Here is a 20,221-nt window from a genome sequence, read left to right as displayed (position 1 = left end):
CGCCGGTTTCTGGCCGTGAAACTCACAGCCATTCCGGAATGCTATCCCGCTTGAGGATTTCGTCAATGGTGGGCCGGGCCCGGATGACGGCGAAGTGATCCCCGCGCACCAGAACCTCGGGGATGAGCGGCCTTGTGTTGTATTCCGAGGCCATCACCGCACCGTAAGCCCCCGCCGAGCGGAAGGCGATCAGGTCGCCTTCGGCCAGTTGGGGCAGGGGGCGGGCCTTGGCGAAGGTATCGCCCGTCTCGCAGACCGGGCCCACGATGTCATAAGCCTGCGGCGGGGCGGCCACTTCGGGTTCGATGACCGGAATGATGTCGTGATGGGCGCCATACATCGAGGGGCGCACCAGATCGTTCATCGCGGCATCGACGATCAGGAAGGTGCGATCCTCGCCCTCTTTCACATAGATCACTTCCGAGACCAGAAGGCCGGAGTTGCCGGAGATCAGGCGACCGGGCTCGATCTCGATCTCACAGCCCAGATGGCCAAGGGTGCGCTTGATCATGGCGCCATAGTCGAGCGGCAGGGGCGGCGCCTCGTTCGAGCGCTCGTAAGGGATGCCAAGCCCGCCGCCGAGGTCGAGGCGGGTGATGACATGGCCGTCGGCGCGCAGCTGTTCGGTCAGTTCGGCGACTTTCAGGAAGGCGGCCTCGAAAGGGGCGAGGTCGGTCAGCTGGCTGCCGATATGGACATCGACACCGACGACTTTGAGGCCGGGCAGAGTGGCCGCAAGCGCATAGACGGCGCGGGCCTTGGCGATCGGGATGCCGAACTTGTTCTCTTTCTTGCCGGTGGCGATCTTCTCGTGCGTCTTGGCGTCAACGTCCGGATTGACCCGCAGGGTGATCGGCGCGGTGAGGCCCAGTTTGGTGGCCACGGCGGAGAGGGCGAGAAGTTCGGGCTCGGATTCGACGTTGAACTGGCGGATGCCGCCTTGCAGGGCGAGGGCCATCTCGTCACGGGTCTTGCCGACGCCGGAAAAGACGATGCGATCCCCCGGCACGCCGGCGGCCTTGGCGCGCATATATTCGCCGCCCGAGACCACATCCATGCCCGCGCCGAGGTCGCCGAGCAGTTTCAGGACGGCGAGGTTCGACAGGGACTTGATCGCAAAGCAGATCTGGTGCGGCAGGGGGGAGAGCGCCTCGGAGAAGAGCTTGTAATGCCGGGTCAGGGTGGCGGCGGAATAGACGTAGAAGGGGGTGCCGACCTCCTCGGCGATCTGGGAGATGGCGACGTCTTCGGCCATCAGCCGCCCGTCCCGGTACAGGAAATGATCCATCGGCTGGCCCCTTCGCGTCTTTGCCCCGGCAGCTATAGCAGATGATCCCCCGGGTGCAATTGGCGCCGGGGGCGGAGGCCTCCGGCGGGGATATTTGGGCCAAAATGAAAGCGCAAGAAAGCGGAGCGGGCCTTAGAACGAGGCGGTGGCGCCGACCCTTGCTTCGCCGCTGACGGTGACATTGGAGGCGGGTGTGGTGGCGGCGGGCGGCGTGGGCAGACCATCGGCCCCGCAGGCGGCGAGGGCGAGGAGGCTGAGGAGGGCGAGGCGGGACATGGGGAACCTTTGGGTTGTATTGATTCGAGGGGCTCCACCGGGAGGTGCGGTGGATCTGCTGCAGTCTGGCTCAGGCGAGGGCGGCCTTCCAGCGGGCGATCTGGGCGCGGACCTGATCGGGCGCGGTTCCGCCGTAGGACTGGCGCGAGCGGATCGAGTTTTCGACGCCGAGAACGGAGTAGATCTCTTGTGTGATGCCTTCGTGGGCGGAGTGCATCTCGGCCAGCGAGAGGTCGGGCAGGTCGCAGCCCTTGGATTCGGCGAGCGCCACCAGGCGGCCGGTGACATGATGCGCCTCGCGGAAGGGCAGGCCCAAGGCGCGGACCAGCCAGTCGGCGAGGTCGGTGGCGGTGGAGAAGCCGGAGGCGGCGGCGGTTTTGAGGGCGTCACGCTGGGCGGTCATGTCGCTGACCATGCCGGTCATGGCGGCGAGCGAGAGCATCAGCGTGTCGGCGGCGTCGAAGACCTGCTCTTTATCTTCCTGCATGTCCTTGGAATAGGTCAGCGGCAGGCCCTTCATGATGGTGAAAAGCGCGACGGTGGAGCCCAGAATCCGGCCGATCTTGGCGCGCAGAAGCTCGGCGGCGTCGGGGTTCTTCTTCTGCGGCATGATCGAGGAGCCGGTGGTCCATTTGTCCGAGAGTTTGACGAAGCGGAACTGGGCGGTGGACCAGATCACCAGCTCTTCGGCAAAGCGCGACAGATGGGTGGCGCAGATGGCGGAGGCGGAGAGGAATTCGAGCGCGAAGTCGCGGTCGGAGACAGAGTCAAGGGAGTTGGCGGTGGGGCGGTCGAAGCCCAAGGCGGCTGCCGTCATGTGGCGGTCGATCGGGAAGCCGGTGCCGGCCAGAGCCGCCGCGCCGAGCGGGCTTTCGTTCATCCGCTTGCGGGCATCCTGAAAGCGGGAGCGGTCGCGGCCCAGCATCTCGACATAGGCGAGCATGTGGTGGCCCCAGGTCACGGGTTGCGCCACTTGCAGATGGGTGAAGCCGGGCATGACCCAATCGGCGCCGGCCTCGGCCTGGGCGAGGAAGGCCTGCATCAGGGTGGTGAGGCCCTGGATGGCGGCATCACACTGGTCGCGGGTCCAGAGGCGGAAGTCGACGGCGACCTGGTCGTTGCGCGAACGCCCGGTGTGCAGGCGCTTGCCGGGTTCGCCCACGATCTCGGTCAGGCGGGATTCGATGTTGAGGTGGATGTCTTCCAGATCGGTGCGGAAGGTGAATTTTCCGCCCTCGATCTCTGACAAGACCGTGAGGAGGCCTTCCCGGATCGCCGTTGCATCGCTATCGGTGATGATGCCGCAGGCGGCCAGCATGGCGGCATGGGCGCGGGAGCCGGCGATGTCTTGCGCGTAGAGCCGCTGGTCGTAGGAGATCGAGGCGTTGATCGCGGTCATGATCGCATCGGGCCCGGAGGCGAAGCGCCCGCCCCACATGGTGTTGGCGGCAGGTTTTTCATTCTGGGTCATGGTGGCCCCCTTTGGCGAGGTAAGATGCGGATCGTTCGGGCTTTCCTTTATACGGGCTTTCTGGCCTGCGCAAACATGGTCTCGGGTCTGGCTGTCGCCGGGGCGGTGGACCCGGCGCTGCTGACGGGGCCGATGGAGAAGCTGATCCTGGTGGCGCCCAAGCCCTTGCCCGAAGCCGAGTTGATGGACATGGCGGACGGGGCGGCGAGCCTGGCGCCCTACAAGGGCAAGTGGCTGGTGGTGAACCTCTGGGCCACCTGGTGCGTGCCCTGCCGCGAGGAGATGCCGGCGCTGGGCAGGCTGGCGCGCGAGGTGCCGGATCTGGCGGTGGTGGCGGTGGCCTCGGGGCCGAACCCGGTGCCGGCGATCACCAGGTTTCTGAGCGGGGCGGGGGTGAGCGATCTGACCGTGCTGCGCGACCCGGGCCAGAAACTGGCGCATCAGATGGGGGTTTTCGGGCTGCCGGTGACGGTGATCGTCAATCCTGAGGGGCAGGAAGTCGCGCGGTTGATTGGCGGGGCGGATTGGGGCGCGCCGGAGGCTTTGGCGGTGTTTGAGGCTTTGCGGAAGTAGGCGGGCGGAAGTGCGCTTGCAGCGGGCCGGGCAGGCGGGGGGCTGCTGCCCCCCGCACCCCCCGCGGCGGGGGTCGCTCACGCGCCCCCGCCACCCCCTGTGGGATATTTTTGTCTGGATGAAATCGGCAGGGCCTTGAAGAGGGCGCGCGCCTCGGGAGGGGGCGTCTGCGGGAGCTTGGTGTAGGCGCTGGCGCCGGGGGCGCGGGTGACGAGGCGGAGTTCGCAGAGCGTGCGGCGCAGGAGGGCGGGGTCCCCGAAGCTGTGCATCTGGTTGAGGTGCTGGCTGATCTGACGCTCGGTCATCACGTCGGACGGCAGGCGCGACCAGAGCGCCCAGAGGCAGAGGTGCTGGATCGCGGTGCGGGCGGGCCAGGTGGTCATCAGGCCAGCGGCGTCGAAATGGCGGAGCGCGGATTGCACGCGGGTCAGGTCGGGCGGCGCCTCGGGCGGTTGGGAGAGGGCCTCGCCGGCCTTTTGACTGGCGCGCAGGTGCTGGAAGTTGCGAAAGCCCGAGGCGCGGGCCAGCATGTTGAGGAGGCGCAGATGGCCGGGCGGTTCGGCTTTCGCTTCGGTCGCGAGGTCGGCTTTCAATTCTGCGGCAAGGCTGCGGGCAAAGCGCGACAGGTCTGCGATGGGCAGGGGAATGGTGGTGCGGGTCATGGCATCCTCGGGGTCAGGCCCTTGGGTCGCGCGGGTCACCGGCTTGGCGGGCGGGCCAGAGGAGGGAAACCTTGGACCGGGAAAGCAGGTTTAGCTGTCCTGTCGGACCGGTGACGCCTGGGTGAACTGCGGACCCTGGCCCAAGGTTAGCCTTGGGCGGGGCGGCTGGCAAGGGCTGCGACGCGGGGCTGGACGTGGCAGGTCACGAGGTGGTCGTTGACGAGGCCGCAGGCCTGCATGAAGGCATAGACGATGGTGGGGCCGACAAAGGTGAAACCGGCTTTCTTCAGCATCTTGGACATGGCCTGCGATTCCGGCGTCTCGGCCGGGATGTCGCGGCCTGTGGCGGGGCGGTTCTGACGCGGGGCGCCATCGACGTAATCCCAGAGCAGGGTCGCAAAATCGCCCTTCTCCTGCAAGGCAAGGTAAGCGCGGGCGTTCTTCACCGTGGCCTCGATCTTGCCGCGGTGGCGGATGATGCCGGGGTTGGCGAGCGCCGCCAGCACCTGAGGTTCGCCCCAGCTTGCGAGGACTTCGGGGTGGAAGCCCGCAAAGGCCGCACGGAAATTGTCGCGCTTTTTCAGGATCGTGATCCAGCTGAGCCCGGCCTGAAAGCCGTCGAGGATCAGCTTTTCCCAGAGCGCCCGGGCGTCCCATTCGGGCACCCCCCATTCCTCGTCATGATAGGCGCAATAGAGCGGGTCGGTGCCGCACCAGGGACAGCGTTCGGTCATCATGGCTCCAAAAGCATTGCATTTGGCGCAAATGCCAAAGTTCACCCGGGCTTTACCCTTTGCGCGCAGATTTGTCACCGGTGGGGCGGCATCCCCGCCACGATTGGGGTTAGGGGTACAGAGATGCAGCCGGATTATGGCAAACCAAGGATCGAGGCGCGGGTCGGCCTCGCCAGCCCGCTGGGCGTGGCGATTTCGCAGGCCGATCAGGAGACGATGCTTCTGGTGCAGGAGGCGATCCGCGCGCGGCGGCTGGTGCTGGCCTACCAGCCGGTCGTGCTGGCGCGCGATCCGCGGCGGGTGGCCTTTCACGAGGGGCTGATCCGCGTGATGGAGCCCAATGGCAGGATCATTCCCGCCGGGGATTTCATCGGGGCGATTGAAGGGCAGGAACTGGGGCGCGAGATCGACTGCGCCGCGCTGGAGATGGGCTTGCGCGCGCTGGCCCAGCATCCCGACCTGCGGCTGTCGATCAACATGTCGGCCCGCTCGATCGGCTATCCGCATTGGATGCGGATCCTGAACACCGGGCTGGAGGCGCATGAAACCATTGGTGAACGTCTGATTCTGGAGATCACCGAAAACTCGGCCATGATGGTGCCCGAACTGGTCATCGCTTTCATGGACGAGATGCAGCGTTTTGGCGTGGCCTTTGCGATGGACGATTTCGGGGCAGGGCCGCTCGCGATCCGGCATTTCCGCGATTTCTCCTTTGATATCCTCAAGATCGACGGCCAGTTCATCCGCAAGATCCAGCGCAGCCCGGACAATCTGGCGCTGGTCAAGGCGCTTTTGGGCATCGGCAAGAACTTTGACATGTTCACCGTGGCCGAAAGCGTGGAAAGCCGGGAGGAGGCGGATTGCCTGCGCAAACTTGGGGTGGATTGCCTGCAGGGCTATCTTTTCGGCGCCCCCACCGTGCAGCCGCCCTGGGCGCCCCAGGCAGCGCAGGCGCAATCGGCCTGAGGGTCGCGCGGCCTGTGGGGCTTGGGTTTTTGGGCCCCGGCGCGACGTCGCGGCTGGGCTTCCGCCCGATGCCGTGCGCTCCTCCTGAAGGCGACAGAACTGGGGCTGCGGCAATTTGATCGGGCGTGACCACGCTTCGGAAGTTGCTTTTTCGGGCTTTCCCGTCTAGTCCAAACCCAAGAGCGGCGTGGATGTTCCGCGCCGTGAGGGGATCTGAAAGGGCGAGGAAATGACCAATGTCGTGATCGTTTCGGCGGCGCGGACCGCTGTGGGCAGCTTCAACGGCGCTTTTGCCGCGACGCCGGCGCATGACCTGGGCGCTGCGGTGATCGAGGCGGTTGTCGCCCGCGCCGGCATCGACAAGGCAGAGGTCGGCGAGACCATCCTGGGTCAGGTGCTGACCGCAGGGCAGGGCCAGAACCCGGCGCGTCAGGCCGCGATCAAGGCCGGTCTGGCCAAGGAAGCCAGCGCGTGGAGCCTCAACCAGGTTTGCGGCTCGGGTCTGCGCGCGGTTGCCCTGGGTGCGATGCATGTGCAGCTGGGCGATGCCGATGTCGTCGTGGCCGGCGGTCAGGAAAGCATGAGCCTGAGCCCCCATGTCGCCCATATGCGCGCCGGCACCAAGATGGGCGACATCGCCTTCGTCGACAGCATGATCAAGGACGGCCTCTGGGACGCGTTCAACGGCTATCACATGGGTCAGACGGCGGAAAACGTCGCCAACCAGTGGCAGATCAGCCGCGAGATGCAGGACCTTTTCGCACTGGCCAGCCAGAACAAGGCGGAGGCCGCGCAGAAGGCTGGCAAGTTCAAGGATGAGATCATCCCCTTCGTGATCAAGACCCGCAAGGGCGACGTCACGGTGGATCAGGACGAATACATCCGCCACGGCGCCACGCTGGAGTCGATGCAGAAGCTGCGCCCGGCCTTCACCAAGGACGGCTCGGTCACCGCAGCCAATGCCTCGGGTCTGAACGACGGGGCTGCGGCCGTGCTTCTGATGACGGAAGAAGAGGCGGCGCGTCGTGGGCTGAAGGTTCTGGCGCGGATCGCTTCTTATGCGACCGCAGGCCTTGACCCCTCGATCATGGGCGTCGGGCCGATCTATGCCAGCCGCAAGGCGCTGACCAAGGCGGGCTGGAAGGTCGCCGACCTCGATCTGGTCGAGGCGAACGAGGCCTTTGCGGCGCAGGCTTGTGCCGTCAACAAGGACATGGGCTGGGATCCGTCGATCGTGAACGTGAACGGCGGCGCCATCGCCATCGGCCACCCGATCGGCGCTTCGGGGGCGCGCATCCTCAACACCCTGATCCACGAAATGGGCCGCCGCGAGGCCAAGAAGGGCCTCGCCACGCTCTGCATCGGCGGCGGCATGGGCGTTGCCATGTGCATCGAACGCGCCTGATTGCTGCGCTTGCGTAATATTGCCGCATGAGCATGGTGCCGCGCAATAATCTTGCGCGGCACTCCTATTTTCGCTAACAGGTCTGTAAGGAAAGTCTAGGGAGGACGGAATGTCGAAAGTGGCTTTGGTGACGGGTGGCTCGCGCGGGATCGGCGCGGCGATCTCGATGGCGTTGAAGGCGGCCGGCTATACGGTTGCGGCGAACTACGCCGGAAATGATGAGGCCGCAGCTGCCTTTACCGCCGAAACCGGGATCAAGACCTACAAATGGTCGGTGGCCGATTATGACGCCTGCAGCGCCGGGATCGCCCAGGTCGAAGCGGACCTCGGCCCCATCGCGGTGCTGGTCAACAACGCCGGGATCACGCGGGACGCCATGTTCCACAAGATGACGCCGCAATCCTGGAAAGAGGTGATCGACACCAACCTGTCGGGCCTGTTCAACATGACGCATCCGGTCTGGAACGGCATGCGCGACCGCAAGTTCGGCCGGGTGATCAACATCTCGTCGATCAACGGGCAGAAGGGGCAGGCGGGGCAGGTCAACTACTCGGCCGCGAAGTCCGGCGATCTGGGCTTCACCAAGGCGCTGGCGCAGGAAGGTGCGCGGGCTGGCATCACGGTCAATGCGATCTGCCCCGGCTATATCGGCACCGACATGGTGAAGGCGATCGACGAGAAGGTGCTGAAAGAGCGCATCATCCCGCAGATCCCGGTCGGCCGTCTGGGCGAGCCGGAAGAGATCGCGCGGATCGTGGTTTTCCTCGCCTCGGACGACGCCGGCTTCATCACCGGTTCGACCATCTCGGCCAACGGCGGGCAGTTCTTCGTCTGACGCCATACGCCCGAGTCTTTCACGCCCGCAGCTTCGGTTGCGGGCGTTTTGCATGGCGAGACCCCTGCGGTTCCTCGTTGCGCGGCGCGGTTTTTGCGAGGATAACTTGCGAAACACCATAATAAACGGGCAGGGATCATGGCGGCAGCAGGCGATACACCCATCCTCGCGACGGCGGTGAACGAAGGGCTTGACCTTGACCCGGCCAAGCTGCGCATCGCGTGCCAGAAATCCGGCCGCTCTTCGATGGGCCTCGGGATCGAGATCATGCGGGCGGCGCGCAGCAAGGCGCGGATGCTGCCGCTGGAATATCTGGGCTACGGGCTGTGGCGGAAAGAGCTGACGCCCGAGGCGCGCGCGGCCTATATCTCGCTGTCCGGGGTGACCGGGGTGAACGAGCGGCTGACCAGCGGCGATGCCGACCGGCAGGCGCTGTTGACCGTGGACAAGCAGTTCACCGCCTTTGTGCTGCAGGGCATGGGTCTGCCGACGCCGGGGGCGCGGGCGATCTTCAGCCCGCAGGTGTCCTATGGCCCCGGTCTGCCGCGCCTGACCACGGTGGAGGCTTTGGCGGAATATCTGCTGGAGCCGGCGCATCTGCCCTTCTTCGGCAAACCGGTCAACGGCTCGCGCGCGTTGGGGGCGATTTCGGTCATGGCGCTGGGTCAGGCGCCGGGGAGCGTGGTTCTGGGCGATGGCCGCGAGGTCGATGCCGGCAGGCTGTCGCGCGAGATTGCCGCAGGCTTCCCGCGCGGCTGGATCATTCAGGAATTGCTGGAGAACACGCCCGAGATGGCGCGGCGCGCCGGGCCGGCGCTGGCCGCGCTTCGCTTTGTCACCCTGTGGCTGGAGGGTGGGCCGGCGCCCTTCTATGTGCTCTGGCGGATTCCGGCGGTGGGCGCGATGACCGATGGCGTGGTTTCGGGCACCAATATCCTGGCCGAGATCGACCCCGCGACGGGCGTGGTCCGCCGGGCGCAATATGGCGACCATCTGACCGGCCATGCGGTGACGAAATCGCTGGTCGATCCCGAGGCGGATCTGGTGGGCTTTGGCCTGCCCGATTGGGAGCGCGTGGTGGCAACCTGTGTCGAGGGGCACCGGGGGTTCCCGGGCCATGGGCTGCTGGGCTGGGATGTGGCGATCACGCCGCGCGGCCCGGTGGTGACCGAGATCAACACCAACCCGCTGCATACGCTGTATCAGCGGACGGTGGACGAGGGGTTCCTCTCGCCGCCGCGCAAGGCGAAGCTGGCGGAAGCCGAGGCGGCCCTGAAGGCGCGGCTGGCGCTGTTTGCAGGGGCAGGGGCGTGAGCCGCGGTACGGCGACGCTGATCGGCTTCGCCTCGGTCCTGATGTGGGCGCTTCTGGCGGTGCTGACCATCGGCACGGCGCCGGTGCCGCCCTTGCAGCTGAACGCGTTCTGCTTTGCCTTGGGCGGCGGGATTGGTCTGCTCTGGATGGGCTTCGGGCGCGGCTTTGGCGTGCTGGGTCAGGTCAGCTGGAAGGTCTATGCCTTTGGCACGCTAGGGTTGTTTGGCTATCATCTCCTATACTTCACCGCCTTCCGCCTGGCGCCCTATGCGCAGACCGGGCTGATCGCCTATCTCTGGCCCTTGTTCATCGTCCTCTTGTCCGGCCTTCTGCCCGGCGAGACGCTGCGCCCGCTGCATCTGATCGGGGCCGGGCTGGCCTTTGCCGGGGCGGCGGGGATCGTGCTGGGCGGCGGCATGGCGGCGGGGCCGGGGGCCGCGGCGGGGCTTGGGCTGGCGTTTCTGTGTGCGCTGACCTGGGCGGGCTATTCGGTGCTGTCGCGCCTGATGGGGCAGGTCCCGACCGAGGCGGTGACGGTGTTCTGCCTGCTGACCGCGGCACTGTCGGCGCTGTGCCATCTGGCCCTGGAGCCGACGGTCTGGCCTGCGGCCTCTTCGGGTTGGCTGTCAGTGCTGGCGCTGGGCCTTGGCCCGGTAGGGCTGGCCTTCTTCACCTGGGATGTCGGGATGAAACGCGGGGATATTCAAATGCTTGGCACGCTGTCTTATGCGGCACCGCTTTTGTCCACGCTGGTTCTGGTCGTCACGGGCCATGCGGAACTGAGTCCGACCCTTGGCCTTTCGGCGCTTGCGATTACCGGCGGGGCAGCCCTCGCTGCCCGCGCCGGCGGCAAGGGGGTTACTGCGTCAGCCGGCTGATTTCCTCCTTCAGCTTCAGCTTCTGCTTTTTCAATTCGGCGATTTCCAGATCGTTCACTGCGGGGCGGCGCTGCGCCGCTTCGACCGCGGTCGAGAGGTGTTCGTGTTTGCGCTTCAGCTCAGTCACATGTGAAGCAACGCTCATGGGGAACCTCCTATGTCTGTTTCTAAGAATCCCACTGCAACACGATTTTCCGAGTCTGTCACGAATTCTTCACATGGCGCGGCGGCGCTTTGCCAAGAATTCAGCTAAACTCTGCCGAAACTGCCGCGCCATTGCGCAGGATGTCGTTCGCCCTAGGCGTGTAACTTTCGCGGTCGCCGTCATGGGCGGGGCCTTGGTGGATGACGAGGGGCGCCAAGAGCCGGAAGGCCGCCCGCCCGCCCTTGCGCGCCCGCAGAATCACCCGCAGCGCGGCGCGGCCCTCGCGCGCGGCCAAGGGCAGGACCGCGGCCGAGCCCATGCGGGTGCCCAAGGCGCCCAGAACCTCGGGCAGGCCATCGGCGCCGAGGATCATGGTCAGCCAGCCGCCCGGCTCCAGCCGCCGCGCCGCCGCCGTGACCCATTCGCCCAAGGGAAGTTCGGCCCTGAGTGCTGTGTCACGCCCGGCCACCGGCGAGGGCGAGCCGCCGCGCGGATACCAGGGCGGGTTGGCGATGACCTGATCGAAGCCGAGCCTTAACGCAGCGGGCATCGCGGTCAGATCGCCGGTCACCACCTCCAGCGCCACGCCGTTCTCGGCGGCGTTGCGGCGGGCGAGGGCGGCGTAATCCTCCTGCAGTTCCAGCCCCCAGTGCTGCAGGCCGGGCACCCGGGTGGCGAGGCAGAGCGAGGCCGCCCCGACGCCGCAGCCCAGATCCAGCACCCTTTGCCCCGCAACCGCCGGGCAGGCGGCGGCCAGCAGCACGGCATCGGTGGCCGCCCTGTAGCCCTTGCGCGGCTGCCAGAGGTGCAGGCGCCCGCACAGAAAGGCGTCATGGGTCAGCGCGAAGGCGGGGTCGCTGGTCATGCGGGCAGCGTGTCGGCGGGAAAATCGTTGTCGCGCAACACGCTGCGCGCCAGAAAGTGGTCGCGGTCCGCCACCATCAACCGGCGCGGCAGCAGAAAGCTCGACCCCTCCAGGATGCTCATGTGGACGTCCATTTCAAAGGCCGTTATACCCTCGCCCGCAAGCAGGGCTTGGGCAAAGGCGATCAGGGTCGGGTCATTGGTGCGTAAAAGCAAGCGCATGGGCCAGATCTAAGGTGTGCCGGGGCCCATGTCGAGAGATAGGGAAAGCGATGAACGCGATGAACAAGGGTGCCGATCTGAAGCCGCAGGATGCGCTGGCCGAGGCGCTGGCCGAGGATATGGCGGCGGTCAACCTTCTGATCCGCGACCGGATGGCTTCGCGCCACGCGCCCCGCATCCCCGAGGTCACAGCCCATCTGGTCGAGGCCGGCGGCAAGCGCCTGCGCCCGATGCTGACCCTCGCCGCCGCGCGGATCTGCGGCTACGAGGGCGACAACCATATCAAGCTGGCCGCCACGGTGGAGTTCATCCATACGGCCACGCTGCTGCATGACGATGTGGTGGATGAAAGCACCCAGCGCCGCGGGCGGCCGACGGCGAACCTCCTGTGGGACAACAAATCCTCGGTCCTGGTCGGCGATTACCTTTTCGCCCGCAGCTTCCAGCTGATGGTCGAAACCGGCACCTTCCGGGTGATGGACATCCTCGCCAATGCCTCGGCCACGATCGCCGAGGGCGAGGTCCTGCAGCTGACCGCAGCGCAGGATCTGAAAACCGACGAGAGCATCTATCTGCAGGTGGTGCGCGGCAAGACCGCCGCCCTCTTTGCCGCCGCGACCGAGGTCGGCGGGGTGATCGCCGGCGCGCCTGAGGCGCATGTGAAGGCGCTGTTCGACTATGGCGACGCGCTCGGCATCGCCTTCCAGATCGCCGATGACATGCTGGATTACGGCGGCTCCTCGGCGCAGATCGGCAAGAACACCGGCGACGATTTCCGGGAACGCAAGGTGACGCTGCCGGTGATCAAGGCCGTGGCCAAGGCCAGCCCCGAGGACCGCGCCTTCTGGACCCGGGTGATCGAGAAGGGCGACCAGCGCGACGGCGACCTAGACCATGCCCTCACCCTGCTCGCGCAAAGCGGCGCGCTGGACGCCGCCCGCGCCGAGGCGCTGGACTGGGCGGCCAAGGCCCGCGCGGCGCTGACAGCACTCCCCGACCATCCGCTGCGCGGGGTCCTCTCAGACCTCGCTGATTATGTGGTCAGCCGGATCAAGTAAAAAAACCGCGCCCCTTTGCCCTCTGTGCAAATACTCCACGGGGGTCCGGGGGTGTGAAACCCCCGGCGCTTGATGCCGCAGGCCAAAGGCCTCAATCAAAGGTCCCGGTGACCCGGCCAAACAGCATGAAAGCCCGCGCCGTGCGGGTGTCGGACAGGGTGCTGAGCTCGCCATCCGAGGCGCGCGGTTCGATCGCGGCCAGGGCCTTGTCGAAGCTGCGCAGGAAGTGGTGGGCGGCGTCGCGGAAGACGGTGTCCTCGCGCATCCGGGCGGCGGTCAGCGCCAGGCAGGAGCGGTCGCGCACGCCGCCGAGGCCTGCGATGGTGCGGCCGCGCTCGCCGGCGGCGAACTGGCGCCAGAGCTCGGGGCGGGCGCGGTCGGGGGCGAGGTCGTCCATATAGATGCCTTCCTGCGCCAGGAGGGTCAGCACATCCTGTGCCGCGCGGATCAGCTTGGCGGTGGTGCGGTCGGCCAGCGCCATCCGCAGGGCGCGGAAGCCTTCGGTATCGTCGGGGCTTTCGGGGAAATGCAGGGCGCGCAGGAAATCGGCCATGGTCAGGGGGGCCGCCTCCGCCTCCAGCGGCGTGCCGAGCGCCAGGCCGGGCTGGTCCTCGCCCGGGGCTGTGGGGCGGGGGGCAGCCATCACGCTGCGCCGGTCGGACGAGGCTTGGGTCAGCGTGCCGTTGCGGCGCGAGGCGAAGGCGCCGGCGCTGCCTTGCCGTTCGGCAGGCTCTTCGGCGCGCGGCGTGGTGCGGGCGGCGGCGATCTGCTGCTGGGTCGAGGCATAGGAGACGCGGATCTGGTCCGCCGCGGCCTGCAGGCGCGCAGCTTCGGCCCGCAGGCTGCGGATCGCGCGCAACGAACCCACCGCGAACCAGCAGAGGCCGAGCGGCAGGATCACCACCAGAAGGGTCATCAGGATGCCGATGAAACCGGCCCCACTCAGCCCCGACCAGACGTAGATCCCGACCGCCAGCAGCCAGAACAGGCTGAAGGCGCCGCCCGCCCAATCGAGCGCGTCAGGCCGCGCCTCGCCAAGGGGCAAGCGGTTCAGGTCCGGAATTTCTTGCGCAGGTTTCGGCATTCTTGCCCCGTCTCGTCCGCTCAGACGAAGCGGACGCTCACGATTTCATAGCTCTTCTGACCGCCCGGAGTCTTGACCTCAATCGAATCGCCCTCGTCCTTGCCGATCAGGGCACGGGCCAGAGGCGAGCGGATGTTGAGGAGGCCGCGTTCCAGGTCGGCTTCGACCTCGCCCACGATCTGGAAGGTCTTTTCCTCGCCCGAGTCGTCGTCGGAGACGACCACGGTCGCGCCGAACTTGACCGAGCCGGAGAATTTCGACGGGTCGATCACTTCGGCCCGGCTCAGGACAGCTTCGAGTTCCTTGACCCGGCCCTCGATGAAGCTCTGCTTCTCGCGGGCGGCATGGTACTCGGCGTTTTCCGACAGGTCGCCATGCTCGCGTGCTTCCGCGATGGCGCGGATCACGGCGGGGCGTTCCACCGATTTCAGTTGCTTCAGCTCGTCGTCCAGCAGGGTGAACCCTGCGCGCGTCATCGGAATCTTTTCCATCGGCCCACTCATTCAAAGAACAAGGTCACGGCCCTTTTCCCGGACCATGACCTTGCATAAGGTGTCTAGAAAGCCCGATCTCGCCCAGATTGCAAGGGGGCTGGCCGCGAATAAGCGGGGCATTGTCGCGCATGGGACAGAATCTTGCGGCGGTGCTGCAAGGTTTCAGCCTTTCGTTGCGCTGCAGCGTTGACGCGTTCAACGCCATCGGGCAAGGACACTTTGACGCTTTTGCAGGAGATGATCATGGCACAGGACATCGTGCGCGAAGAGATGGAATATGACGTGGTCATCGTGGGCGCGGGCCCCTCTGGCCTGTCGGCGGCGATCCGCCTGAAACAGCTTGACCCCGATCTGTCGGTGGTGGTGCTGGAGAAGGGCTCGGAAGTCGGCGCGCATATCCTGTCGGGCGCGGTGCTGGACCCTGCGGGGCTGGATGCGCTGCTGCCGGAGTGGCGCACGATGGGCGCGCCGATCAAGACCCAGGTGCATGAGGACAACTTCTTTATCCTCGGGCCGGCTGGCCACATGCGGATCCCGAACTGGCCGATGCCGCCCCTGATGAACAACCACGGCAATTACATCGTCTCGATGGCGAATGTCTGCCGCTGGATGGCGACGGTGGCCGAGGGTCTGGGCGTCGAGATCTTCCCGGGCATGTCCTGTTCGGAACTGGTCTATGGGCCTTCGGGCGAGGTGCGCGGCGTGGTGGCCGGTGAGTTCGGCAAGCAGGCCGATGGCACCCCCGGCCCGTCCTATGAACCCGGCATGGTTCTGGCGGGGAAATATGTCTTCCTGTCGGAAGGGGTGCGCGGGTCGCTCGCCAAGGAGGTCATCGCGAAATATGACCTGTCGAAAGGCAAATCGCCCCAGAAGTTCGGCCTTGGCATGAAGGAAATCTGGGAGATTGATCCGGCCAAGCACCACGAAGGCCGGGTGACCCATACGATGGGCTGGCCGCTAGGCAAGAACGCAGGCGGCGGCAGCTTCATCTATCACCTTGAAAACAATCAGGTCTATGTGGGCTTCGTCGTTCACCTCAACTACGAGAACCCCTATCTTTACCCCTATATGGAGTTCCAGCGCTTCAAGCATCACCCGATGGTGGCCGAGCTTCTGAAGGGCGGCAAGCGGGTGGCTTATGGCGCCCGTGCGATCTCGGAAGGTGGCTGGCAGTCGATCCCGAAGATGGTGGCGCCGGGCGTGGCTTTGCTGGGTTGCACCGCGGGTCTGGTGAACGTGCCGCGGATCAAGGGCAACCACAATGCGATGCTGTCGGGCAAGGCCGCGGCCGAGGCGTCGTTTGACGCGATCCGCGCCGGGCGCCGGGGTGATGAGCTGTCGGCTTACGAGACCGAGGTGCGCGGCGGGGCGATCGGGGCGGACCTGAAGAAGGTGCGCAACGTCAAGCCCTTGTGGTCGAACTATGGGCTTGTGGCCTCGCTGCTGGGCGGGGGCCTCGATATGTGGCTGAACACCTTTGGCCTGACCGCCTTTGGCACGCTGCGCCATCGCAAGACCGACGCGGCGGCCACCGGCAAGGCGGCCAAGTTCAAGCCGATCGACTATCCCAAGCCCGATGGCGTGCTGTCCTTCGACCGGCTGACCAATATTGCGTTTTCGGCCACCAACCATGACCCGGACCAGCCGGCGCATCTGAAGCTGAAGGACCCGACGATCCCGATCGCGGTGAACCTGCCGGAATATGCCGAACCGGCGCAGCGCTATTGCCCGGCCGGGGTTTACGAGGTGATCTCGGAAGCCGGCAAGGACCCGCGCTTCCAGATCAACTTCCAGAACTGCGTCCACTGCAAGACCTGCGACATCAAGGACCCGAGCCAGAACATCGTCTGGACCACGCCGCAGGGCGGTGGCGGGCCGAACTATCCCAATATGTGAGGCTGAGACGGCGCTTCACTGAAACGTGCGTCCCCGGCCCGGCGTGAATTGCGCCGGGCCGCATTGCCCTTCGGGCCGCAGCCCACTAGCTTGTTGTCCATTGCTGGAGGAGCCCCATATGCCGCGTCCGACCCTGAGCCTTGCCCTGATCCTTGCCATGGGGTTGGTGAGCGGCCCGATTTACGCGGGGACCACCGCGAAAGACACCCCCGCACCGGCGGCTGATTCGGCCAAGGAAAAGCCGCTCGATCTGCCCGATGGCGCCGGGGCCTATCTCGCTGCGCGTCAGGCGGTGGCGATGCATGATTTTACGGCGGCGGCGGAGTGGTTTGCCCTCGCCCTGCAGAACGACCCGCAGAACCCCGCCTTGCTGGAGGGGCAGGCCACCACGCTGATGGCCTTGGGCGATCTGGCCGGCGCGGCCAAGGCGGCGGCCGATCTGGCCGCGACCGGGGCCAAGAGCCAGACCGGCTCGATGATCCTGCTGACCGCCGCGGCGCAGAAGGACGATTTCGCCGCCGTTCTGCAGGATCAGGCCAAGGGCATGACCATCGGCCAGCTGATGGACGGTCTGGTCAAGGCCTGGTCCGAGGTCGGCACCGGCAAGATGTCGGATGCGCTGACCAGCTTCGAAAAGATCATCGCGACCCCGGGGATGGAGGCGTTCGGCCTCTACCACAAGGCCCTCGCCCTGGCGCAGACCGGCGATTACGAAGGGGCCGAGAAGCTTCTGGAGGACCCGCGGGCGCAGGCGGTCAATGGCCTGCGGCGCGGCATCCTGGCCCATGTCGAGATTCTGAGCGCCCTGGAGCGCGGCCCCGATGCGGTGGCCTTGCTGGACAAGATCTATGGGCCCGATCTGGATGACGGTCTGGCCGATCTGCGCATGAAGCTGGCGGCAGGCGCGCCCTTGCCCTTCGACGTGGCGCGCACCCCGCAGGAGGGGCTGGCCGAGGCCTTCTTCACCCTGGCCACCGCGCTGGCCGATCAGGCGGATGACACGTTCACCCTCCTCAACACCCGGGTGGCCACGGCCCTGCGGCCCGACCATGCCGATGCCAAGCTGATGACGGCGCGGATCCTGGAGAAGCTGAAGCAATACGATCTGGCGATGAAGGCCTATGCCGAAGTGCCCGAAACCGATGCCGCCTATCCGACGGCGGTGGTGGGCCAGGCCAGTGCCGCGCTTTCTGCCGGCAAGGTCGAGGATGCGGCGGCCTTGCTCAAGGCGCTGGCCGAGAAGCGCCCGAAGGACAGCGCCGTCCTGTCGGCCTATGGCGATGTGCTGCGCCGGCAAGATCACTGCGATCTGGCGATTCCGGTCTATGGTCAGGCGATTGCCCTGATCCAAAAGCCGGTGGCGGCGGATTGGCCCTTCTACTACCGGCGCGGCAGCTGCGAGTTCCAGCAGGGCAACTGGCCCGCCGCCGAGGCCGATTATAAGGCTGCTCTTGCGCTGGCGCCGAACGAGCCGCGCCTGCTCAACGAGCTGGGCTATGGCTATGTCGACCGGGGTGAGAACCTCGATGCGGCGCTGGCGATGATCCAGAAGGCGGTGGCGGCGGCGCCCGACCAGGGCTTCATCATCGACAGCCTGGCCTGGGCCTATTTCCGCCTTGGCCGCTATCAGGAGGCGGTCGAGCCGCAGGAGAAGGCCTCGCTTCTGATGCCGGTCGATCCGGTGGTGACCGACCATCTGGGCGACGTCTACTGGATGGCGGGCCGCAAGCGCGAGGCGGAGTATCAGTGGCACCGCGCGCTGTCGTTCCACCCCGAGGACAAGGACGCCGCCCGCATCCGCCACAAGCTGGAGGTGGGGCTGGATCAGGTCCTGCAGGAGGAAAAGGCTGCGGCGCCTGTGCCTGCTCCCGCACCTGCGGATGGCAATGGCGGCTGAGGCCACCTTCACGCAGCTGGCGCGGGCCAAGATCAACCTCGCGCTGCATGTGACCGGGCGGCGGGCGGATGGCTATCATCTGCTCGACAGTCTGGTGGCCTTTGCCGATTTCGGCGATCGGATCACGGTTGAGCCCGCGGAGGCTTTGAGCCTGCGGATCACCGGGCCCAAGGCGGCGGGACTGGGGGCCGGGCCGGACAATCTCGTTTTGCGGGCGGCTTCGGCCTTCGGATCGGGGCAGGGCGCGCGGATTACGCTGGAGAAGCATCTGCCGGTGGCCTCGGGGATAGGCGGCGGTTCGGCCGATGCGGCGGCGACCTTGCGGGCGCTTGCGGCGCTGTGGGACTGCCCCTTGCCCGGCGCGGCGGAGGTGCTGGCGCTTGGCGCCGATGTGCCGGTGTGTCTGCTTGGCCGCCCGGCGCGGATGGCGGGGATCGGTGAGGAGGTTGCGCCCCTGGCGCTGCCCGAGGTGCATGTGGTGCTGGCCAATCCTGGCATCGGCCTTGGCACGGCAGAGGTGTTTCGCGCCCTGACCCGGCGCGATCATCCGGCCCTGCCCACGCCTGCGGTCTGGCCGGATGCGGCGGCGCTCGCCACCTATCTGCGCCAGTGCCGCAATGATCTGGGGCCGCCGGCGCAGGGGCTGGCCCCGGTGATCGGCCGCGTGGTGGCGGCTTTGGCGGCGCAGACGGGCTGTCTTTTGGCGCGGATGTCAGGCTCTGGCGCCACCTGTTTCGGGCTTTTCGCCACCGCCGCGCAGGCCGAGGCTGCGGCGGCCCAGATTGCCAAGTCCGAGGCCGGATGGTGGGTGCGGGCGGGGGCGCTGGCCTCTTAAACCCCGCGCAGCATGGTGATTGCTGAGGAAAAGCCGAAGACCAGGCGCAAAAGCCCGATGCTTTGCCGCCGGGTCTCGACAAAGCCAAGGCGGCGGTAGAGCGCCTGGGCCCGCCAGTTGGTATCGACCACATCGAGGCGCACATTGGCATAGCCGCGGGCACGGGCCTCGGCGCTGATCGCCTGCATCAGCGCGGTGCCAAGGCCCATGCTGCGCAGATCGGGCTGCACGCAAAGCCCGTCGAGCAGGAAGTTCTCGTCGTCGATCTCGCGCGACAGAAGCCCCATCAGATGGCCGCGCCAGAAGCCGCCGAACTCGCCATAGACCGCGCGCATCTGGGCTGCATTGCCAGCGGCGAAGCTGCCCTCCGGCGACTTGAATCCGGCCAGCCCCAGAAGCCGCCCCTCCTGCGAGATGGCGTAAAGCGCGTGGTCGGGCCGCATCGCCTGCGCCAGATAGGCCAGCGCCCGGCTTTCCGGCCCCATGACCCGGCCAAGCTTGCCGCCGAAGGCCTGCCAGTAGAGCCGCCCCGCCTCTGGCATCAGGGCGGGCGGCAGGCCGAGGTGGATGCTGTAGCGGATGCGCGGCGCGCTGTCGGGTGGCGGGGCGCTCACGCCGACCCCGCGAGAGCGGCCTCGATCCGGGCGAGGTCTTCGGGGCTATTGGCGTTGAGGAAGGTGCCCTCGGGAAAGCGGGCGGTGGCGGCGCCATGGGCACGGGCGAAATCGCGGACGCGCGGCACAGCGCCGGAGGCCAGAAAGGCGGCCAGAGGCTCCAGAAGGGTGATGGGCCAGAGCCCGTAGGTCGGGTGCAGATCGGCACCGCTTTCTGCCAAGGCGGGCAGTCCGCCCTCGCCGGCAAGGCAGAGGCGCGGCACGAGGTCGGGCGGCAGGAAGGGGCCGTCGCAGGGGACCGAGACCAGCGCCGTGGCCCCAAGCGGGGCGGCCCAGCGCAGGCCGGCCAGCACACCGGCCAGCGGGCCGCGATGGGTGGGGGCAGAAGGTTCAGAGACGGGGGGCATCTCGTCGGCCAGAACCGGCAGGCCGAGGTCGGCAAAGCGGCGGGGGTCGCCATTGGCGGACAGGGCCAGCGTCTCGACTTGCGGGGCGAACCGTTCGGCGACCCAGCGGACCAGGGGCTTTCCGGCCAGCGGCATCAGCGCCTTGTCGGAGCCCATCCGACGCGCCTCACCCCCTGCCAGAATCACGCCAAAGATCCGCAAGTGCCCTTCCTTTCCTGCGGCACGCCCGGCGCTTAAGGCGGGGCGGCCAAGACCGGGTGCTCGCCCGGCTTCGTCCGGTCCGACGGCCCTTCGAGCGGGCGC

The 20,221-nt window shown here is 66.9% G+C and carries 22 protein-coding genes; 10 read left to right on the top strand and 12 right to left on the bottom strand.

Annotated elements, in window-relative coordinates:
* Positions 1 to 22: 22 nt before the first annotated feature.
* The 3 genes from lysA to argH form a co-directional block, all read right to left on the bottom strand.
* A complete protein-coding gene (gene lysA / locus AC1DVR_RS06135; RefSeq protein WP_477999658.1) occupies positions 23 to 1,288 on the bottom strand; it encodes a diaminopimelate decarboxylase in 1,266 nt (421 codons plus the stop codon).
* 132 nt (positions 1,289 to 1,420) lie between these two features.
* Positions 1,421 to 1,564 carry a hypothetical protein gene (locus AC1DVR_RS06130; protein WP_477999657.1) on the bottom strand — a complete coding sequence of 48 codons (144 nt, stop codon included), beginning with the start codon at positions 1,562 to 1,564 and terminating at the stop codon, positions 1,421 to 1,423.
* Between the two features lie 70 nt (positions 1,565 to 1,634).
* Positions 1,635 to 3,035, bottom strand: coding sequence for an argininosuccinate lyase (gene argH, locus AC1DVR_RS06125; RefSeq protein WP_477999656.1), 1,401 nt, complete (start codon positions 3,033 to 3,035; stop codon positions 1,635 to 1,637).
* Between the two features lie 24 nt (positions 3,036 to 3,059).
* On the opposite strand from argH, the gene AC1DVR_RS06120 reads away from it, so the two are divergent.
* The gene (locus tag AC1DVR_RS06120) at positions 3,060 to 3,608 is read left to right on the top strand and encodes a TlpA family protein disulfide reductase (protein ID WP_477999655.1); all 549 of its coding nucleotides are present in this window, start codon (positions 3,060 to 3,062) and stop codon (positions 3,606 to 3,608) included.
* Positions 3,609 to 3,685: 77 nt separating this feature from the next.
* On the opposite strand, the gene AC1DVR_RS06115 is transcribed toward AC1DVR_RS06120, so the two are convergent.
* Together AC1DVR_RS06115 and AC1DVR_RS06110 are read right to left on the bottom strand one after the other, a co-directional pair.
* A complete protein-coding gene (locus AC1DVR_RS06115) occupies positions 3,686 to 4,270 on the bottom strand; it encodes a DUF2087 domain-containing protein (protein ID WP_477999654.1) in 585 nt (194 codons plus the stop codon).
* Between the two features lie 146 nt (positions 4,271 to 4,416).
* The gene (locus AC1DVR_RS06110) at positions 4,417 to 5,004 is read right to left on the bottom strand and encodes a DNA-3-methyladenine glycosylase I (RefSeq protein WP_477999653.1); all 588 of its coding nucleotides are present in this window, start codon (positions 5,002 to 5,004) and stop codon (positions 4,417 to 4,419) included.
* A gap of 123 nt (positions 5,005 to 5,127) precedes the next feature.
* Here AC1DVR_RS06110 and AC1DVR_RS06105 point away from each other — a divergent pair, with 123 nt between their 5' ends.
* From AC1DVR_RS06105 to yddG, 5 genes are all read left to right on the top strand, one after another.
* Positions 5,128 to 5,970 carry an EAL domain-containing protein gene (locus AC1DVR_RS06105; protein ID WP_477999652.1) on the top strand — a complete coding sequence of 281 codons (843 nt, stop codon included), beginning with the start codon at positions 5,128 to 5,130 and terminating at the stop codon, positions 5,968 to 5,970.
* Positions 5,971 to 6,199: 229 nt separating this feature from the next.
* Positions 6,200 to 7,375, top strand: a complete 1,176-nt coding sequence (locus AC1DVR_RS06100) for an acetyl-CoA C-acetyltransferase (RefSeq protein WP_477999651.1) — start codon at positions 6,200 to 6,202, stop codon at positions 7,373 to 7,375.
* A gap of 109 nt (positions 7,376 to 7,484) precedes the next feature.
* A complete protein-coding gene (gene phbB / locus AC1DVR_RS06095; RefSeq protein WP_477999650.1) occupies positions 7,485 to 8,210 on the top strand; it encodes an acetoacetyl-CoA reductase in 726 nt (241 codons plus the stop codon).
* A gap of 138 nt (positions 8,211 to 8,348) precedes the next feature.
* Entirely contained in the window at positions 8,349 to 9,524 is a 1,176-nt protein-coding gene (locus tag AC1DVR_RS06090; protein ID WP_477999649.1) for a sugar-transfer associated ATP-grasp domain-containing protein, read from the top strand.
* A complete protein-coding gene (gene yddG, locus AC1DVR_RS06085; protein WP_477999648.1) occupies positions 9,521 to 10,402 on the top strand; it encodes an aromatic amino acid exporter YddG in 882 nt (293 codons plus the stop codon). Before AC1DVR_RS06090 ends, yddG begins: the two co-directional genes overlap by 4 nt.
* Here yddG and AC1DVR_RS06080 read toward each other — a convergent pair.
* The 3 genes from AC1DVR_RS06080 to AC1DVR_RS06070 form a co-directional block, all read right to left on the bottom strand.
* Positions 10,383 to 10,547, bottom strand: coding sequence for a DUF465 domain-containing protein (locus AC1DVR_RS06080; protein ID WP_477999647.1), 165 nt, complete (start codon positions 10,545 to 10,547; stop codon positions 10,383 to 10,385). The two genes, yddG and AC1DVR_RS06080, sit on opposite strands and share 20 nt — an antisense overlap.
* Before the next feature lie 100 nt (positions 10,548 to 10,647).
* Complete coding sequence (locus AC1DVR_RS06075) at positions 10,648 to 11,412, bottom strand: tRNA1(Val) (adenine(37)-N6)-methyltransferase (protein ID WP_477999646.1); 765 nt, start codon at positions 11,410 to 11,412, stop codon at positions 10,648 to 10,650.
* A complete protein-coding gene (locus AC1DVR_RS06070) occupies positions 11,409 to 11,633 on the bottom strand; it encodes a putative signal transducing protein (protein WP_477999645.1) in 225 nt (74 codons plus the stop codon). The genes AC1DVR_RS06075 and AC1DVR_RS06070 overlap by 4 nt, the downstream gene beginning before the upstream one ends.
* A gap of 59 nt (positions 11,634 to 11,692) precedes the next feature.
* Here AC1DVR_RS06070 and AC1DVR_RS06065 point away from each other — a divergent pair, with 59 nt between their 5' ends.
* Positions 11,693 to 12,691: a polyprenyl synthetase family protein gene (locus tag AC1DVR_RS06065; protein ID WP_477999992.1), complete on the top strand. Its 999-nt coding sequence runs from the start codon at positions 11,693 to 11,695 to the stop codon at positions 12,689 to 12,691.
* 91 nt (positions 12,692 to 12,782) lie between these two features.
* On the opposite strand, the gene AC1DVR_RS06060 is transcribed toward AC1DVR_RS06065, so the two are convergent.
* Together AC1DVR_RS06060 and greA are read right to left on the bottom strand one after the other, a co-directional pair.
* On the bottom strand, positions 12,783 to 13,775 hold the full coding sequence (locus tag AC1DVR_RS06060) for a hypothetical protein (protein WP_477999644.1): 993 nt from the start codon (positions 13,773 to 13,775) through the stop codon (positions 12,783 to 12,785).
* Between the two features lie 20 nt (positions 13,776 to 13,795).
* On the bottom strand, positions 13,796 to 14,266 hold the full coding sequence (greA, locus tag AC1DVR_RS06055; protein ID WP_477999643.1) for a transcription elongation factor GreA: 471 nt from the start codon (positions 14,264 to 14,266) through the stop codon (positions 13,796 to 13,798).
* A gap of 246 nt (positions 14,267 to 14,512) precedes the next feature.
* On the opposite strand from greA, the gene AC1DVR_RS06050 reads away from it, so the two are divergent.
* From AC1DVR_RS06050 to AC1DVR_RS06040, 3 genes are all read left to right on the top strand, one after another.
* Complete coding sequence (locus AC1DVR_RS06050) at positions 14,513 to 16,165, top strand: electron transfer flavoprotein-ubiquinone oxidoreductase (protein WP_477999642.1); 1,653 nt, start codon at positions 14,513 to 14,515, stop codon at positions 16,163 to 16,165.
* 118 nt (positions 16,166 to 16,283) lie between these two features.
* Complete coding sequence (locus tag AC1DVR_RS06045) at positions 16,284 to 18,062, top strand: tetratricopeptide repeat protein (protein WP_477999641.1); 1,779 nt, start codon at positions 16,284 to 16,286, stop codon at positions 18,060 to 18,062.
* Entirely contained in the window at positions 18,052 to 18,897 is an 846-nt protein-coding gene (locus tag AC1DVR_RS06040) for a 4-(cytidine 5'-diphospho)-2-C-methyl-D-erythritol kinase (RefSeq protein ID WP_477999640.1), read from the top strand. Before AC1DVR_RS06045 ends, AC1DVR_RS06040 begins: the two co-directional genes overlap by 11 nt.
* Here AC1DVR_RS06040 and AC1DVR_RS06035 read toward each other — a convergent pair.
* Positions 18,894 to 19,511 carry a GNAT family N-acetyltransferase gene (locus tag AC1DVR_RS06035; protein ID WP_477999639.1) on the bottom strand — a complete coding sequence of 206 codons (618 nt, stop codon included), beginning with the start codon at positions 19,509 to 19,511 and terminating at the stop codon, positions 18,894 to 18,896. The two genes, AC1DVR_RS06040 and AC1DVR_RS06035, sit on opposite strands and share 4 nt — an antisense overlap.
* The gene (gene mobA, locus AC1DVR_RS06030; protein WP_477999638.1) at positions 19,508 to 20,119 is read right to left on the bottom strand and encodes a molybdenum cofactor guanylyltransferase MobA; all 612 of its coding nucleotides are present in this window, start codon (positions 20,117 to 20,119) and stop codon (positions 19,508 to 19,510) included. The genes AC1DVR_RS06035 and mobA overlap by 4 nt, the downstream gene beginning before the upstream one ends.
* Positions 20,120 to 20,221 lie beyond the last annotated feature (102 nt).

Source organism: Rhodobacter sp. P2_H5 (assembly GCF_056403335.1).
Note: the sequence above shows the minus strand (reverse complement) of the source record. Positions and strands in the feature narration are given on the sequence as shown.

Coding starts and splice junctions, on each gene's coding strand:
- lysA (WP_477999658.1), bottom strand. CDS start 1,288: ATGGATCATTTCCTGTACCGGGACGGGCGGCTGATGGCCGAAGACGTC.
- AC1DVR_RS06130 (WP_477999657.1), bottom strand. CDS start 1,564: ATGTCCCGCCTCGCCCTCCTCAGCCTCCTCGCCCTCGCCGCCTGCGGG.
- argH (WP_477999656.1), bottom strand. CDS start 3,035: ATGACCCAGAATGAAAAACCTGCCGCCAACACCATGTGGGGCGGGCGC.
- AC1DVR_RS06120 (WP_477999655.1), top strand. CDS start 3,060: ATGCGGATCGTTCGGGCTTTCCTTTATACGGGCTTTCTGGCCTGCGCA.
- AC1DVR_RS06115 (WP_477999654.1), bottom strand. CDS start 4,270: ATGACCCGCACCACCATTCCCCTGCCCATCGCAGACCTGTCGCGCTTT.
- AC1DVR_RS06110 (WP_477999653.1), bottom strand. CDS start 5,004: ATGACCGAACGCTGTCCCTGGTGCGGCACCGACCCGCTCTATTGCGCC.
- AC1DVR_RS06105 (WP_477999652.1), top strand. CDS start 5,128: ATGCAGCCGGATTATGGCAAACCAAGGATCGAGGCGCGGGTCGGCCTC.
- AC1DVR_RS06100 (WP_477999651.1), top strand. CDS start 6,200: ATGACCAATGTCGTGATCGTTTCGGCGGCGCGGACCGCTGTGGGCAGC.
- phbB (WP_477999650.1), top strand. CDS start 7,485: ATGTCGAAAGTGGCTTTGGTGACGGGTGGCTCGCGCGGGATCGGCGCG.
- AC1DVR_RS06090 (WP_477999649.1), top strand. CDS start 8,349: ATGGCGGCAGCAGGCGATACACCCATCCTCGCGACGGCGGTGAACGAA.
- AC1DVR_RS06080 (WP_477999647.1), bottom strand. CDS start 10,547: ATGAGCGTTGCTTCACATGTGACTGAGCTGAAGCGCAAACACGAACAC.
- AC1DVR_RS06075 (WP_477999646.1), bottom strand. CDS start 11,412: ATGACCAGCGACCCCGCCTTCGCGCTGACCCATGACGCCTTTCTGTGC.
- AC1DVR_RS06070 (WP_477999645.1), bottom strand. CDS start 11,633: ATGCGCTTGCTTTTACGCACCAATGACCCGACCCTGATCGCCTTTGCC.
- AC1DVR_RS06065 (WP_477999992.1), top strand. CDS start 11,693: ATGAACAAGGGTGCCGATCTGAAGCCGCAGGATGCGCTGGCCGAGGCG.
- AC1DVR_RS06060 (WP_477999644.1), bottom strand. CDS start 13,775: ATGCCGAAACCTGCGCAAGAAATTCCGGACCTGAACCGCTTGCCCCTT.
- greA (WP_477999643.1), bottom strand. CDS start 14,266: ATGGAAAAGATTCCGATGACGCGCGCAGGGTTCACCCTGCTGGACGAC.
- AC1DVR_RS06050 (WP_477999642.1), top strand. CDS start 14,513: ATGGCACAGGACATCGTGCGCGAAGAGATGGAATATGACGTGGTCATC.
- AC1DVR_RS06045 (WP_477999641.1), top strand. CDS start 16,284: ATGCCGCGTCCGACCCTGAGCCTTGCCCTGATCCTTGCCATGGGGTTG.
- AC1DVR_RS06040 (WP_477999640.1), top strand. CDS start 18,052: ATGGCGGCTGAGGCCACCTTCACGCAGCTGGCGCGGGCCAAGATCAAC.